Origin of the sequence: Amaricoccus solimangrovi (assembly GCF_006385685.1) — a bacterium.
GTDB lineage: Bacteria > Pseudomonadota > Alphaproteobacteria > Rhodobacterales > Rhodobacteraceae > Amaricoccus > Amaricoccus solimangrovi.
The window spans coordinates 1-15,423 of sequence record NZ_VFRP01000029.1 but is presented as its reverse complement, the minus strand read 5'-3'; the positions used below and the strand labels follow the sequence as shown (position 1 = coordinate 15,423).

Sequence of the window (15,423 nt, the reverse complement as noted above, 5' to 3'; positions counted from 1 at the left end):
GCCTATCCATGGGAAGATCGGTGCGCAGACGATAGACCCGCCGTGCCACGCGTCAAGATGTTTCAATGGCGAGGTTTTTTGCCGCGGCGCATCATTTTCCGGCGGGCCCGCCCGGCGCGCGGGAAAGCGGCGCGCGCGGCGGCGGAACCTGGCGTGGTGTTCGCGCGATGGGTGAGCGGGGGACGGAGAAGCGAGGGCGTCGGCATGCGGTCAGGCTACGAGAATTTCGGACGGGGTCGCGGAAGCGGGAGGCGCCGGTGACCGCTCCCCTCTGGGGGGCGGAGCCGGAGGCGGAGGGCTACCGCTTCCGGCTCTGGGCGCCGTCGCAGCGCGCGCTGACGCTGCGCCTCGGCGGCCGCGACCTGCCGATGCGGCCGGAGGCGGACGGCTGGTACGTGCTCGCCGCCGAGGCGCGGCCCGGGGACGCCTATGGCTTCGTGCTGGAGAACGGGCTGATGGTGCCCGATCCGGCGGCGCGGGCGCAGCGGGGCGACGTGCACGGTCCCTCGCTCCTCGTCGATCCCGGCGCCTATGCCTGGGCGACGGAGGACTGGGCCGGGCGGCCCTGGCACGAGGCGGTGATCTGTGAACTGCACGTCGGGACCTTCACGCCGGAGGGCACCTACCGCGCGGCGATCGAGAGGCTCGACCATCTGGCGGAGACCGGCTTCACGGCGATCGAACTCATGCCGCTGTCGCAGTTCGACGGCGCGCGGGGCTGGGGCTACGATGGCGTGCTGCTCCGCGCGCCGCACAACGCCTATGGCACGCCCGACGACCTGCGCGCGCTGATCGACGCCGCCCATGCCCGCGGGCTCATGGTGTTTCTCGACATCGTCTTCAACCATTTCGGCGCCTCGGGGAACTATCTTCCCGCCTACGCGCCGGATTTCTTCCGGAAGGGTGGCGAGACGCCCTGGGGCGCGGCGATCGCCTATCACCTGCCGCCGGTGCGCGCCTTCTTCGTCGAGGCGGCGCTGGGCTGGCTCGCGGAATACCGCTTCGACGGGCTCCGGCTCGACGCGATCGACTACGTGCGCGACCCGGAGTCCGATCCGGAGATCCTGATCGACATCGCACGCCAGATCCGCGCGGCCTTCCCGGACCGCGCGATCCATCTCGCGACCGAGGACAACCGCAACGTCACCCATCTGCACGAACGGGGCGAGGACGGCGGTGTGCCGCTCTATACCGCGGAATGGAACGACGACTTCCACAACGCCGCGCATGTGATCGCGACCGGCGAGACCGAGGGCTATTATATCGATTTCGCGGAGGGCCACTGGGAGGTGTTCGGCCGGATCCTCGCCGAGGGTTTCGGCTTTCAGGGCGAGCATTCGGCCTTCCAGGACCAGCGGAGAGGACAGCCCTCGGCGCATCTGCCGCCCGTGGCCTTCGTCGATTTCCTGCAGAACCACGACCAGATCGGCAACCGCGCCTATGGCGAGCGGCTGAGCGTGATCGCGAAGCCCGAGCGGCTCCGGGCGCTCACGGCGATCCTGCTGCTCTCGCCGCATATCCCGCTGATGTTCATGGGCGAGGAATGGGGCGAGACCACGCCCTTCGTCTTCTTCACCGATTTCCACGGCGAACTCGCCGAACTCGTGCGCCAGGGGCGGCGGCGCGAATTCGCCCATTTCGCGGCCTTCCGCGACGAGGCGGCGCGCGCGACCATTCCCGATCCGAACGAGCCGGGCAGCCTCGCGGCGAGCCGGATCGACTGGGGCCATCGCGAGACCGAGGCGGGCGCCGCGGCGCTCGGACGCACGCGCGACTTGCTCGCCACCCGCGCGCGCGAGATCGTGCCGCGTCTCGCCCGCGCGCCCGGGGGCGGCGGGAGGCTCGTCGCGGCGGAGGAGGGGGTGCTCGCGGTCGACTGGCGCCTCGACGGCGCGACGCTCAGGCTGCGCGCCAATCTCGACGACCGGCCGCGCGCGGTCCCGCCCGGCGCCGGCCGGGCGATCCTCGGCGGTCCCGGCGCGGAATTGCCCGCCGGCGAAGTCGTGTTCCTGATCGAGGAGGATGCCCCGTGACCGAGCAGCCCGTGACCGAGCAGCCCGCGCCGCCGCGCGCCACCTACCGGATGCAGTTCGGTCCCGGTTTCGGCTTCGCCGACGCGGCCCGGCACGCCCCCTATCTCGCGCGGCTCGGCGTCAGCCACGTCTATTGCGCCCCGATCTTCGCCGCGCGGCCGGGCAGCACGCATGGCTACGACGTCATAGACCCGACGCGGATCAACCCCGAACTCGGCGGCGAGGACGGGTTCCGCGCGATGGCGGCCGATTTCCGCGCGGCCGGGCTCGGCCTCATCCTCGACATCGTTCCGAACCACATGGGGGTGGGGACCGACAACCGGTACTGGCAGAGCGTGCTGCGCGAGGGGCCGGAGAGCCCCTATGCCGGCTGGTTCGACATCGACTGGAACCATCCGGAACTGCCCGGCAAGCTGCTGCTGCCGATCCTCGGCAGGTGCTACGGCGCGGCGCTCGCGGCGGGCGATCTGGCGGTGAAGGTGGACGCCGAAGGGCCGGCGGTCTGGGCCCATGAGACGCACCGCCTGCCGCTGCGGGCGGAGGATGTCGCCGCGCTCGACGATCCGGCCGAGGTCGCGCGGCTGAACGCGGACCGCGGCGCGCTCGACGCGCTGATCGCCCGGCAGCACTGGCGCGTGGCGAAATTCGACTACGACCGGGGCGTGATCAACTACCGCCGCTTCTTCACCGTCAGCGATCTCGCCGGGCTGCGCGTCGAACTGCCGGAGGTGTTCGAGGCGACGCACCGGCTCATTCTCGATCTCGTGGCCGAAGGGCTGGTCGACGGGCTCAGGGTCGATCACGTCGACGGGCTCTACGATCCGGGCGACTATTGCCGGCGGCTCCGCTCGGCGGTGTCCCGGCCGGTCCGGATCTGGGTCGAGAAGATTCTCGGCGCCGACGAGCCCCTGCCGGCCGACTGGGGAACCGACGGGACCACCGGCTATGAATTCGCCAATCTGGTCGACGGGCTTCTGGTGGTGCCCGGGGCGCTCGGCGCGCTCGACGACGCCTATTCCGGCTTCGTCGGCCGCGTCCCGGACGTGGCGGGGATGGTGCGCGCCGCCAAGATCGAGATCATGACCGGCCGGATGGCGGGAGAGCTCGACGCGCTGCTCGCCCGGATCGTCGATCTCGCCCGCGCCGATCCGGAGGCGCGCGACATCGCGCCGCAGATCCTGCGCGCGGCGCTGGTCGAGACGGTCGCGGCGCTCGACGTCTACCGCACCTACGCCGACGCGGCCGGGCTCTCGCCCGCGGACCACGCGCGGATCGACGCGGCGCTCGGCCGGGCGCGGGCGCGGGCGCCGGAACTGGGGCCGGAGGTCTTCGACTTCCTCGCCGCGCTGCTGACGCTCGCCCGGCCCGAGGGCATGCCGGTCCTGCGCCGGCTGCAGCAGCTGACCGGGCCGGTGACGGCGAAGGGCGTGGAGGACACGCTGCTCTACCGCCACGCCCGGCTGATCGCGCTGAACGAGGTCGGCTGCGAGCCCGGGCGCTACGCGGGGACGGTGGCGGAGTTCCACGCGGCGAACGCGGCGCGGGCGCGGGAACTGCCCGCCTGCCTCTTGACCGGATCGACGCATGACACCAAGCGCGGCGAGGACGCGCGCGCCCGGATCGCCGCGATCACGCAGGATCCGCCGGCCTTCGCCCGCGCCGCCTCGGCCTGGCTCGGGATGCTCGAGGATCCCGCGCGCCCGATCGACCGTAACGAGGCCTGGTTCTTCTTCCAGCTCCTGCTCGGCGCCTGGCCGATGGAATGGCGGCCGGACCGGCATCCGGGCGTGGAGGAACTGGGCGCCTTCCGCGAGCGCGTGCGCGAGGCGATGCTGAAATCCGCGCGCGAGGCGGCGGTCAACACGCGCTGGGTGCATGGCGATCCCGATTACGAGGCCGCGCTCGCGGCCTTCGTCGACCGCGCGCTCGACGCCGGCCCCGAGAACCGCTTCCTCGCCGCCTTCCGCGAGACCGAGGCGGCGCTCTTCCCGGCCGGGCTCGGCAACGCGCTGATCCAGACGGCGCTGCGCCTGACGGCGCCGGGCGTCCCCGACATCTACCGCGGCGCGGAACTCTGGGAGCAGAGCCTGGTCGATCCGGACAACCGGCGCCCGGTCGATTTCTCCACGCGGGAAGGAATGCTCGACGCGCTCGACCAGGGCGTCGGGGCGCCGCTTCTGGGCGGGATCGAGGGCGGGGGGCCGAAGCTCGCGCTGATCGCGGCGCTGCTCGCGCATCGCGCAAGCGCGCCCGATCTCTACGCGCGGGGGGAATATGTCCCGGTCGCGGCCGCCGATCCCCGGCTGCTCGCCTTCGCGCGGCGCTGGAACGGGACGACGCTGGTGACCGTCGCCCGCCTGCCTGGCACGGCGGTGGAGCCCGATCTCGCCGCGCTCGGTCTCGTCGGCGGCTGGCGCGATCTGGTGGCCCCGGCGATCAGCGGCGACCCCTCCACCGCCCCCTTCGCCTCCGCCCCGGTCGCGGTGCTGGTCCGGCCGTGAGGCGCGCCGCGCCGGGCCGGGCGGGGCTCAGAAGCTGAACCCGCCGCCCCCGCCGAAGCCGCCGCCACCGCCGCCGAACCCGCCGCCATTGCCGTTGCCGTTCCCGTTGCCGTTCCCGGTGTTGCCGTTGCCGTTGCCATTCCCGTTGCCGCCGCCCCCGCGGGAGGAGCCGCCGGAGCTTCGGGATCCGTTGCCGTTCCCGCTGGAGCTGTTGTTGTTGCCCTGATTGCTGGCGGTGTTGTTGTTGCCGTTGTTGTTGCCGGAATTGTGGTTGCCGTTGTTGTTGCCGACGTTGTTGTTGCCGTTGTTGTTGCCCCGGCCGCCCGAGGCGCCGCCAGTCCCGCCGCTGGTCGTGGTTCCGCCGCCGCCCGCGGTGGAGCCGCCGGTCGAACCGTTGCCGTTGCCGCTCGTGCTGTTGTTGTTGCCGTTGCCGCTTCCGGTGTTGTCGTTTCCGTTATTGTTTCCGGTATTGTTGTTTCCGTTGTTGCTACCGGTGTTGTTGTTGCCGTTGTTGTTTCCCTGACCGCCGCTTCCTCCGCCGGAGGAAGTTTTCGAGCCGCCGCCGGTCGTGGTGGATCCCCCGGAAGCGCCGGAGCCGCCGGAGGTCGTGGAAGTTCCGGTCGTGTCGCCTCCCGACGAATAGCCCGAACCGCCGGAACCGCCCGGCGCCGGCGTCGCGCCGTCGACGCGCGTGGCGGTCGTCGTGTTCGCCGCGGTCCCGGGGTCGCCGGTATAGGCCGCGCCGCCGCGCAGGTTGGTGGAGATCGCGGAATCCGACGTGTTCCTGGTCGAAGGCGATGGCGAGATGGCGGCTGAGCAGCCGACCAGCACGCCAAGGGATGCTATGACGAAGCGCATGGGCCTGAAGCCTCTAAAGCTCTGGCGACCTCCGGACGGACAGCCGGGTCCGCGGCGCGAAGCGTCGCACCTGATCAAGATCTGCGGGCGGGCGAAACCGGATCAGCCGCCGCCCGCGCCCCGCCGGCGCGGGAAGGTGGGAGGCGAAATCCGGTCACGGGTTTCCGTTGAAATTCCCGTTCCCGCTCCCGATGTTCCGATTTCCGTTACGGCTGCCGCCGTTGTAATTACCGTTCCAGGAACCGATATTCTTGTTCCCGTTATTATCACCGGAATTGAAACTGCCGTTGTGATTTCCGATATTCTGATTTCCGTTGTTCCTTCCGGTGCTCCCGTAGCCGTTCACGCTGCCGACGTTGTTTTGTCCGCCGTTCTTGTTGCCGACGTTCTTGTTGCCCGAGTTTCCGCTTCCCACGTTCCCGTTTCCGGAATTGTTGAATCCCACGTTGTTCCGTCCGGTGTTGCCGGCACCCACATTGCCGTTCTTGTCAACGACCGTGCCGACTCTGGCCTGGGTGCGGCTCTCGATCGTCGCGCGGGTGCGCCCCCAATCCGCGGCGCCGGCGGGCGCGGCGAGCGCCATGCCGGAGAGCAGGGCCGTCGCGATCAGGATTGTCTTCATTGTCTCGGTCCCCCGTTGCGTTTTCGCATCCACCGCCCCGGATCCGGGGCGGTGGACTGGTCTCGCGACTCAGCGCCGGTGGTGCCGGCCGCCGCTGTTGCCGTTGCCGTTCACGTTGCCGTTGCCGCTGCCGTAGTTGACGTTGCCGTTCAGGTTGCCGTTGTTGCGACCGTGGTTGCCGTTGCCGTTGATGTTGCCGTTGACGTCGCCGCGGTTGCCGTTGCCGTTCAGGTTGCCGTTGAAGGCCCCGTGGTTGAAGTTGCCGTTGGCATTCCCGTTCAGGTTGCCCCTGTTGTAGTTGCCGTTGGAATTGCCGTTGTAGGAACCGTGGTTGACGTTGCCGTTCAGGTTGCCGTTGCCGCTGCCGTAGTTGCCGTTCCCGTTGTCGTTCCCGTTGTAGGAACCGTGGTTGAAGTTGCCGTTTCCGTTGCCGTTGAGGTTGCCAACGTTCCCGTTCCCGTTGCCATTCCCGTTGCCGCTCGCGGCCATGGCGAGGGACGCGGAGAACACAACAGCGGTGAAAGTCGCGATGGCGGCTTTGGTGATGGTCATTAGGCTCACTCCCTAGAAAGTTTTCCCAGATGGACGCAATTCCATTCTGGAGGTTTCCACCCTGATTACCTTCAGCGTCCGTAATTTTGGTTCGAAGGCGAGAATCATTTAGCACGATAATTACGAGTCGTCAAACTTTAGTCTAATAAATAATCACAATACTATGATAAGACAACAGAAATCCGGGCGACAAAAGTCGCCTTTCCGAAAAAGATTGAGATGTAATCTTTGCTATGATTCCGTAATTGGACTCATCCCCCGTGCTTCGCATCATAACATGTCGCGCCGATCTTGGCCAATGCTCCAGGATGAAAAGTAAGGGAGAGAATTACGTAAACGTATTTCTCGTTCCGAAACGCGGCGGAACGCGGCGAATACGCCGCCGGGGGCACGCGGGATCGTTTCCGGCGCGGAAACGTCCGGGGAGGATGGAACTCGCGGGGGTGGTGGCTTCGCGCCGCCACCGGCCGGCGTGGCGGCCGCGGCCGGTCCGCACATGTAAGCCGCGCCCGCGGGTCGGACGCGCGGCCTGGCCTGAACGATCTTCCGCCAGGAACGGCCGGGCCCGCGCCCCCGCGGGCTTCCGGTCAGAGGATCAGATCGTCCGCCGCGTAATCCTCCGCCCGGACCGCCGCGCCATCGAGCAGCGCGACGACGAGCGTGGCCCGCCCGGTATCGGCGCGCAGCTGGCTCGCCGCGCCGTCCGGATCCTCGACGAACCAGACGCGCCCGGTGCCGTGCCAGTCGTCGGGCCCGGCGAAGCGCCAGTCCTGCGACCCGCTCCGGTAGACGTTCGCGTCGATGGCGGAGATGTCGAACCTGTCCTCGCCGACGTGGAAATCGGCGACCCGGTCGCGCTCCGCGAGGCTGGCCTCGGGCGACTTGAAGACGAACTGGTCGGCGCCGTCGCCGCCGCGCAGCGTGTCGGCCCCCGCGCCGCCGATCAGCCGGTCGGCGCCGCTCCCGCCGCTCAGCGTGTCGTCGCCCGCCTGTCCGAACAGCCGGTCGTCGCCCCCGCCGCCCTCGGCCCTGTCGGCGCCGCGCCCGGCATGAAGCGTGTCGTTCCCGCCGAAGAGCCGGAACACCTCATCCATCTGCAGGCCGGCCATCGCATCCCCGCCGCCGGTGCCGCGGAAGATCCCGTCGGCCGGGGGCGTCACGTCGCGCACGATGTCGCGCCAGTGGTCGAAGCCGACCGCCTCGTCCGCGTCGATCCCGCGCGGCAGCATCGCCTCCGGATCGCCGCCGGCCGCCTTCAGCAGGGCGCCGACGAAGGCGTTCGAATTCTCCTCGGCGACGTTGTAGTCATAATGCGCCGCGTCGAGCGCGCGGGCGTATTTCACCATCAGCGACCAGGCGGCGTCGTCGCTGATCCCCTGGAAGTCGAGATCCGTCGCGTGCCGCCGCGCCGGCGTCTCGCCGTCGCGGTCGTCCGCGGACTGGTCGATCGGCACGTTGATCTCGATCCGCATCGGCGAGCCCACGAGCTGCCATTCGCCGCGCGGCCCGGCCCGCAGCACGTATTCCGCGCCGGTTCCGAGATCCTCGAACACCAGATAGAGATGCGGCACGCCGATCGGCACCCCGAAGGAGGCTACGTCGCTCGCCTCGATGGTCAGCCGCCCGGTCACGCCGCCGCCCTCCACCGTTTCCCGGGACGCATCATGCGCTCACGCGCGCGCGATTGGAACGGTTTTCGGGCGGAAGGGCTTTCCGCGAAAGAGGGGGGTCATGGTACCAGCGCCCCGGCTTGAACGGGGGACCTCCTGATCCACAACGAAGTCAGCATCACCTAGAATTGTTCCAGATATGGAAGCAACATGCTGACAAGTAAAGAATAAATCTTCCCATTATCGGGACCGTCACAATCCTCTTGTCCCCGGGGATTCGGCACGTGTATTGATATTCCTCACAGTTTTTCTGGCTGAAGGATGTCCCCATTTTGTCCCCGCTTCGTGAACCGCCCAAGGACCGCGTCAACCTGACCCAGCGTATCGTTGACCGGGAGAGCACCGGCAAGCCCCGGGACAAGGAGCTATGGCTGATGGACGCCGCCGTCCGAGGCCTGGGTGTCCGCATCCGCACCAACGGCCGGGCGAGCTACTACCTCAGGACCACCGACAGCCGTAGCAAGAACGTCAAGCTCCTGCTCGGGGAGACCTCCAACATCCGCTTGGAGGAGGTCCGCAAGCTCGCTGGCATCAAGCTGAAGGAGTTGCGAGAGAGCACCGAGGGGACCCGTGAGGCAACCCGCAAGGCCCAGAGCATGACCTTCGGGAAGCTGGCGGAGGAGTATCTCCTCGGTATCGAGGACCGGGGGAGAACCGCCACATACCTGACGGACACCCGCAGGATGCTGGAGATCTACGCCCTCCCGAAGCTGGGGAGCATGCCGCTCCTCGACATCGACGGCCCAGCCCTGGAGCGCGTCGTGAGGGACCTCCGCAGGACCGGGAAGATCTACCAAGCGAACCGCCTCAGGCAAGCCCTCATAGGCTGTTGGAGGCTCGCCACGCGGCGGGGATACCTCCTGTCCTCCGCCATAGCCGAGAATATCGAGAGGTCCACCGAGCAGCCCCGCAAGCGGGTCCTGAGCGAGGCCGAGGTTGAACGCCTGTGGTATGTGATCGAGAACAGCCCGACCCCGGGACACCAAGCCGCCCGGCTCATCCTGCTGACCACCAGCCGCCGGAGCGAGGTCCTCGGCGCCCGTATCGAGGACTTCGACCTTGACCGAGGTGTCTGGATCAAGACGAGGACCAAGACGGGCAGGGTGGCCGAGGTTGCCCTGAGCAGGGAGGCCCGGGAGTTGGTGGAGAAGGTCGCCAAGGGGAGGACCGAAGGCTGGCTGTTCCCGAGCACCGGGAAGACCGGCCACCTTGTCGAGATCAAGAAGGCATGGAACACCGCCCTCAAGCTCGCTGAAGTCCCGAGCGCGACCCTTCACGACCTCCGAAGGACAGCCGCAACGAGGATGCTGGAGCGGGGCGCCAGCGTCGCCGCCGTCATGCAGGCCGGGAACTGGTCGAGCCCTAGCGTCTTGCTGAGGAACTATGCTCACGTGAGTGTGGAGGTGCAGCGGGAAGCGGCTGAGAACATTGTCCCGAAGCGAACCCCGAAGGTGGCGGAAGGGTGACCCACATGCGTGACCTCAAGGCGACCCTCCGGTATGTGGAGGAGACGATTGCGCTGGAACTCGCGCGCCCTGCGCCGAAGGAAGCCGATCTGAAGATGTTGCGTGAGCTGCGTGAGGCCCTCCTTCAGGCTGTGGCCGAGCGGGAGCGGGCGAGGAGTGACGATGCCTGACAAGCTAGAGGTTACCATCCTGTTCGACAGGAAGACCGGGGAGGTAAGTGTTCGCCTAGACGGGAAGACCATCCGGTTGCCGGAGCCGTTCAAGAAGACTGAGAAGGCGCTGACCGCCGCCGCGAAGTATGCGGCAAAGCTTGTGGACAGGGCAGGCTGATCTACGCCGGGAGCCCGAATATTCCGAGGAAAAATCTGAGGCCCCGAGATTAATATAGCAGCACGCGCGTACCCCCCGTGCCCCCCGCAGCGCCCCTAGGGAGCCCGTAGGAGGGCCTCCTTCCTGCCCGCTGGGGGGAAAACCCATGGCGGCCCGAGAGCGCCGTCCTGAGCCGAAGCCTGTCACGCCCTGAGGGCATGGGGTGTTCGAGATGGGGGGGGTATGGTCGGACTGTCCTGCTCACCTCCTATGCCATCAAACGTTCGTTTAGTGACACCTCCATATGTCATCTTCAGGTATGCCGTCAACACCAGCTTGACATAGTTGTTGCCACGTGATTGATGGCCTGGACAACTGACACCCCGGAGCCGAGGTTCCTCGCCATGATCACCGCCGTCTATGCCCGCGTCTCCACCGCCGACCAGACCACCGAGAACCAGCTTCGGGAGATGGAGGCCAAGGGCATCGTCCCCAACATGACCTTCACAGAGACCGTCAGCGGCTCCGTAGCGGCCATGGAACGGCCAGCCTTCCGGGACACCGTGGCGGCGCTGAAGGCCGTGAGCGGCCCGCGTAGGCTCGTTGTGACCAAGCTTGATCGCCTCGGGAGGAACACCTCCGACATCCTCGGGACCCTCGACATCCTCGGGAAGATGGGATGCGGCGTCGTGGTGCTTCAGCTTGGAGACCTCGACCTGACAAGCACGGCGGGCAAGCTCATGGTGACGATGCTGGCCGCAGTCGCCACGATGGAGCGGGACCTTCTGATCGAGCGGACCCACGCGGGACTTGCCCGGGCTCGTTCGGAGGGCAAGAAGGGTGGACGCCCAGAGGCCCTGAGCGAGGAGCGGAAGGAGATCGCTAGGGGGATGCTGGCGAGTGGCTTGAGTGTGAAGGCGGTTGCCGGGGAGCTTGGGGTGGCGAGGGCCACGGTGGCGAAGCTGAAGGCTGTGGCTTGATAGGCACAGTGTTGCAATTATATCACTATGTCTGTAGTGGTATCTGTGGCGTTTCCGGTCCATCGTGGCGGCAGGACGCGATAAGCTCCGGGAGGTAAGCATGCCGTTCATCTTGAGTTGGACCGGACAGCGTGGCGGGGAGAGCCTAACCGTCGCAACAGCTACTGAAGCACTCAAGGAGGCAGAGCGTCGCGTCCTTCGGGTTCCGAAACTGATTATCCGGGATGACCGAGGAGAGCGGCTGTCAACCGACGACCTGCACCAGATCGTCTATCCTGATGATGACTTTGGGGTGAGGTAGGCTCAACAACACCCTCTCGGGCATCTCGAACATCCTCGGCCAGGGTGGCGCCTCGGTCCACGTGTTCGAGGGCCACAACATCCGCGTCGTGGAGATCGACGGGTCGCCGTGGTTCGTGGCGGTGGACGTGTGCAAGGCGCTCGGCATCAAGAAGGCGAGCTTCGCCTATGCCCGTGTAATCGCTGACAAAAAGCGCATGGCTGATCGGACCAGCCTTGGTCTGGCGCCCGGCCGTGCGATGACGGTGGTCTCCGAGAGCGGCCTCTACGACCTCGTTCTGGACAGCGGCAAGCCTGCCGCCAAGGCGTTCCGCGCGTGGATTGTCGAGACGGTCCTCCCGGCCATCCCCGCTTCGCGGTCTCCGCCTCTGGCGGGCAAGGACGGCGGCTACGTCCTCGGGGAGGAGAAGGTCCTGACCGGTGAGGCCACCATCGAGGAGCTGGCGCGAAGCGCATTCCCCTGCGGGGGAGGCCTCCGCGTTTACCCGTAGCGGCGTTACGGGCAAACCCAGCGAACCCCTGCAAAGCGGGAATTCGGCTACCACCTCCGCAGCACCTCCGCACCACCTGCGCGTTCTCCATGATTTCAATTTAGGGAGAAGCCGCAGACAGTGATTCAGAATCTCCGTCTTCCGGGAGCACCTCCGCACCACCTTCGGGTTCACCGCCGGAAAAACTGGCGGTGACCTCCGCACCACCTCCGCCCACGCACCGGCTCTCTCACCCCCACATCTTGTGTCCACCTCCAGCTCCACCACAAGTACCCCTCAACGCGCCCCGTACAGGCCCGTCTTCCCTCCCCGCCGTTCCACCCCTCGACACCCCCGAGATCGCCGTGTGCGAGCCTCTCCGCGCCTCAAGAAACTTCGCCACCTGCTCACAATCCCCCTTGACATACTCGCAAGAGCCCTTCGAGGGCTGATTCGCATGCCCTTGATGGCAAGGATGAAGTTGTGCATATAAGACTCTGTAGTTGAAGGATTATTCGATCTGGCGGTGGAATTACCCCTCACCTTCGACCCCCCCCGGTTCCACCTTATCAATTACCCTAGGGTAGGCGCTAGGGTGTGACCCTCGATCATCATCTCCAAGGAGGACCAACCCGAGGGTGATACCTTGAAGGTGAACCTTCACGAGTGCCTCCGGAGGAGGAGGGTGTGAAGGCGCTCCTTCACCGTTCACTGATCGGGGGATGACCTCCTCGGAGGAGACCGAGGAGACCGAGCACCCCCAGACACCTGTCCCCACCTGAAGGACATCTTCCCGTGTCCTCTCCCTCCGAGAGGGTAGCGGAAGGCGCCCTTCACCACCCTGACAGCATCAGCACCGACAGCATAAGGACCAGAATGTCCGTCTACCAAGCAAGGCCCGGGAGGTGGGCGGCCATCGCCTCCATCGCTGACACCTCCTTCTATGTCGGGACCTACGACAGCCGGGAGGAAGCCAAGGAGGCCGAGGCCGAATGGAGGGCCACCCATGAGCAGGAGACCCGAGCCCGCATTCATCATGAGCGGTATGGACCGAAGGACGAGGTTGATCACAGCCGGGCAATCGCTGCCCTCCACCTGCTAGAGGCACCCGAGGAAGATGTGTCCGCCACCCCGAAGGTGCTCCCTCGGGTTCCCTCCCTGCAAAGCAGGAATGCGGCTACCGCCGCCAGCGAGCCCCGGAGGGTCCGCGTCCTCCGCGTTCCTCGTCCTGGCTGACCTACGGAGATCACCCCTCACCTTCGACCTCCCCCAAGCAATGCGAGGAATGCCCGGGGGACAGGTCGCCTCCGCCGCCTCGTGAGACGCCGCGCAAGAACAAGACCCGGGATAACCGGGCACCCATGATGCCATCACCGTGACGGTTGACAGGCCCGGCACAGCCGGAACGCTGCTTCCGCAGCCAACGAGAACGAGACCGGAACCAACCGGTCCGCCCCCTCCGCCTCCCCTCACGACACCCTGAGCACGCCCTGAACGAGCCCCTAGCGGGCCGTGAAGCCGTGTCCGCCATCAAGGCATCATCTCACCATGAACAACCTCCCCGCCGCGCCCAGCGCCTCCCCATCCTTCCCGCTCCCGGCTGACCTCGGCAACGGCGCCGTCCGCGCCATCATGATCGACGGCAAGCCGTGGTTCATCGTCCGCGACATCTGCATCGCCATCGGCCTCGACCTTGCGAAGGGCACGACCCCGCATCTCCGCCGCATCCCCAACAGGCACAAGCGGCTCGTCCTCCGTTCCGAAATTCCTAACCTGATTTTGGATGGGGGTTCGGCCTTCCCGAACCGTGGCTTGGTCGCGGTCTCCGAGGCCGGGCTCTACCGGCTCATCATGCGGTCGGACAAAGAGGCCGCGCTCGACTTCCAAGACTGGATTGCCGAGACCGTCCTCCCCTCCATCCGCCAGCACGGTGGCTACATCCTCGGACAGGAACACCTCGCGGAGGAGAAGCTGGCCGAAGTCACCGGGGCCATCCGCGTCATCGCCGGTATCGTCCGAGAGGAGGAGATCGAGGCGAGGGATTCCGCCTTCCGGCTCTTGAGCAAGGGCCGCCGCCGTCGCCCCTCCCGCTGGACCTGAAGCGCCCCTGAGCGAGCCCCTCGCGGGGGCTCCTCGTCCTCCTCCTCCAGACCCACCACCCTGCAACCCCGGCGGCTATCGCCCCGGAGAAAGCACCCCCCATGCCTTCGCGCCATCGTTCCGTCCGCCCGAGCTACAAGCCGTGGCCGACCCTGACGCCCGCCGAATGCCGCCTCATGGTCGCCCAGGCCGACGCCGCCGTGATCGCCGCCCGCGCCTCCGGTCCCTCCCGTGACGCCTGCCCCCGCATTGATCGCCCGGGCGTGGCCTACGTCTTCACCCACCGGGAAGACCCGAAGCGCGTCCGCTCCCACCTCGTCACCATGGACGGCCTGCGCGGCCTCGTCCCCGCAGCCGAGCGCACCGCCGGGAGCCGTGGCGTCCTGCCCCTCTGGCAGAAGACGGGGATGGCCTGAGCATGTCCTTCGCTCCGAACATCCCCGATCACAAGCCGACCCCGGCGCCCGTTATCGAGAAGGTCGCCCCGGCCCAATTCGAGACCCCCGGCGACAGCCAGTCCGCCCGAAGGACCTCCGCGACGGGACGCAACGCCCTCCGCGTTGACCGGACCAAAGGCGGCCTCAACGTCCCCGGCGCCTCCGCAGGCACCGGCCTCAGCATTCCCCGCCTCTGACATGCTCATCGAGATCACCGGCACAGAGAGCCTGTGCAAGCGTGCACGTCGCCTCATCCGCGAGGGTGCCGACCCGAACGAGCATGTGGAGTGGGTCCGCAACGGCATCCCGGTATTCAAGCGGACGTGTTCGCTCTCCGAGTGGGCGGGACACCGCATCATGGAGAACGACCACACGTCCGCCCGGTTCGTCCGCTACACCCCGAACACACTCCCGGCGGCTAACACGTAGCCCTCAGGACGGCCGTCTCCGTCTCGGCCGATACCTGACACCCCCTGATCAAGATGCCCGTCCTACGGGCTCACCCCACACCCTCCTACCGCGTTGCCTATCGGCTCGCAGAAAGCGCCCCCGTGGCCTACAACTTCAACTCCGCCAAGCTCCACCTTCAGACCCTCATGCAGAGGAACCCGAAGGGACAGGAGACCGCCGACCATCTCCGCAACCTCCGCTCCCGGCTCAACGCCGAGGCCGACCGCATCATGACCGAAGCCAAGGCCGCGATGGCCGAGGCCAAGGCGAAGGCCGCCGCCCTGAAGAAGGACGCGGACAATCTCCCCCCGGACTTCGAGGGCGAGAAGCCGACCACGGTTGCCGACTTCACCAACTACGGGTCCCCCTCGGGGTTCACTCCGACGCCCGCCCACATGCGCCCGAGGAAGCAGACCCCGGAGGAGCTTGACCGACAGTTCCGCCGCGCCACCAACCTCGACCAGAAGGGCCTCTGAGATGACCGACCTCGTGAAGGGCTCCGCCGAATACGACGCCGCGATGGTCGCCAAGGCCCAGGCCGTCCGCGAACGCTTCCCCGATCGGGCCGCCGAAGCTGACTTCCGGGGCCAGCCCCAGCCCCAGCCCCAGCGGTCCTATTCCGACTACCTCCAAGCCGAGCGGTCCGCCACCGTGGCGCCTCACTCCGCCATGACC

At 67.3% G+C, this 15,423-nt stretch carries 16 protein-coding genes; 12 read left to right on the top strand and 4 right to left on the bottom strand.

What is annotated here, in order from left to right:
- Positions 1-257: 257 nt before the first annotated feature.
- Both treZ and treY read left to right on the top strand, forming a co-directional pair.
- Positions 258-2,033, top strand: a complete 1,776-nt coding sequence (gene treZ, locus FJM51_RS19685; RefSeq protein WP_233713193.1) for a malto-oligosyltrehalose trehalohydrolase — start codon at positions 258-260, stop codon at positions 2,031-2,033.
- On the top strand, positions 2,030-4,534 hold the full coding sequence (treY, locus tag FJM51_RS19680; protein ID WP_233713192.1) for a malto-oligosyltrehalose synthase: 2,505 nt from the start codon (positions 2,030-2,032) through the stop codon (positions 4,532-4,534). The genes treZ and treY overlap by 4 nt, the downstream gene beginning before the upstream one ends.
- Before the next feature lie 27 nt (positions 4,535-4,561).
- On the opposite strand, the gene FJM51_RS23905 is transcribed toward treY, so the two are convergent.
- From FJM51_RS23905 to FJM51_RS24760, 4 genes are all read right to left on the bottom strand, one after another.
- Positions 4,562-5,365 (bottom strand): hypothetical protein, encoded by an 804-nt coding sequence (locus FJM51_RS23905; RefSeq protein ID WP_181164653.1) that lies wholly within the window; start codon positions 5,363-5,365, stop codon positions 4,562-4,564.
- Between the two features lie 181 nt (positions 5,366-5,546).
- Positions 5,547-6,014 carry a pentapeptide repeat-containing protein gene (locus tag FJM51_RS19670; protein WP_140455846.1) on the bottom strand — a complete coding sequence of 156 codons (468 nt, stop codon included), beginning with the start codon at positions 6,012-6,014 and terminating at the stop codon, positions 5,547-5,549.
- A gap of 69 nt (positions 6,015-6,083) precedes the next feature.
- Complete coding sequence (locus tag FJM51_RS23900) at positions 6,084-6,566, bottom strand: hypothetical protein (protein ID WP_181164652.1); 483 nt, start codon at positions 6,564-6,566, stop codon at positions 6,084-6,086.
- 587 nt (positions 6,567-7,153) lie between these two features.
- Entirely contained in the window at positions 7,154-8,197 is a 1,044-nt protein-coding gene (locus tag FJM51_RS24760; RefSeq protein ID WP_140455845.1) for a calcium-binding protein, read from the bottom strand.
- A 311-nt stretch (positions 8,198-8,508) separates the two neighbouring features.
- On the opposite strand from FJM51_RS24760, the gene FJM51_RS19660 reads away from it, so the two are divergent.
- The 10 genes from FJM51_RS19660 to FJM51_RS19620 form a co-directional block, all read left to right on the top strand.
- The gene (locus tag FJM51_RS19660; protein ID WP_140455844.1) at positions 8,509-9,702 is read left to right on the top strand and encodes a tyrosine-type recombinase/integrase; all 1,194 of its coding nucleotides are present in this window, start codon (positions 8,509-8,511) and stop codon (positions 9,700-9,702) included.
- 5 nt (positions 9,703-9,707) lie between these two features.
- Positions 9,708-9,872 carry a hypothetical protein gene (locus FJM51_RS23895; RefSeq protein ID WP_181164651.1) on the top strand — a complete coding sequence of 55 codons (165 nt, stop codon included), beginning with the start codon at positions 9,708-9,710 and terminating at the stop codon, positions 9,870-9,872.
- Positions 9,865-10,032, top strand: a complete 168-nt coding sequence (locus FJM51_RS23890) for a hypothetical protein (protein WP_181164650.1) — start codon at positions 9,865-9,867, stop codon at positions 10,030-10,032. The genes FJM51_RS23895 and FJM51_RS23890 overlap by 8 nt, the downstream gene beginning before the upstream one ends.
- Before the next feature lie 383 nt (positions 10,033-10,415).
- A complete protein-coding gene (locus FJM51_RS19655; protein ID WP_181164649.1) occupies positions 10,416-10,991 on the top strand; it encodes a recombinase family protein in 576 nt (191 codons plus the stop codon).
- 362 nt (positions 10,992-11,353) lie between these two features.
- A complete protein-coding gene (locus FJM51_RS19650) occupies positions 11,354-11,782 on the top strand; it encodes a BRO-N domain-containing protein (RefSeq protein ID WP_181164648.1) in 429 nt (142 codons plus the stop codon).
- Positions 11,783-13,309: 1,527 nt separating this feature from the next.
- The gene (locus FJM51_RS19640; RefSeq protein ID WP_140455840.1) at positions 13,310-13,861 is read left to right on the top strand and encodes a BRO-N domain-containing protein; all 552 of its coding nucleotides are present in this window, start codon (positions 13,310-13,312) and stop codon (positions 13,859-13,861) included.
- 101 nt (positions 13,862-13,962) lie between these two features.
- Positions 13,963-14,277, top strand: a complete 315-nt coding sequence (locus tag FJM51_RS19635; RefSeq protein ID WP_140455839.1) for a hypothetical protein — start codon at positions 13,963-13,965, stop codon at positions 14,275-14,277.
- A gap of 219 nt (positions 14,278-14,496) precedes the next feature.
- Positions 14,497-14,727 (top strand): hypothetical protein, encoded by a 231-nt coding sequence (locus FJM51_RS19630; protein ID WP_140455838.1) that lies wholly within the window; start codon positions 14,497-14,499, stop codon positions 14,725-14,727.
- Between the two features lie 122 nt (positions 14,728-14,849).
- Positions 14,850-15,224, top strand: a complete 375-nt coding sequence (locus FJM51_RS19625) for a hypothetical protein (RefSeq protein ID WP_140455837.1) — start codon at positions 14,850-14,852, stop codon at positions 15,222-15,224.
- Position 15,225: 1 nt separating this feature from the next.
- On the top strand, positions 15,226-15,423 hold a 198-nt coding region (locus FJM51_RS19620), incomplete at its 3' end, for a hypothetical protein (RefSeq protein ID WP_140455836.1).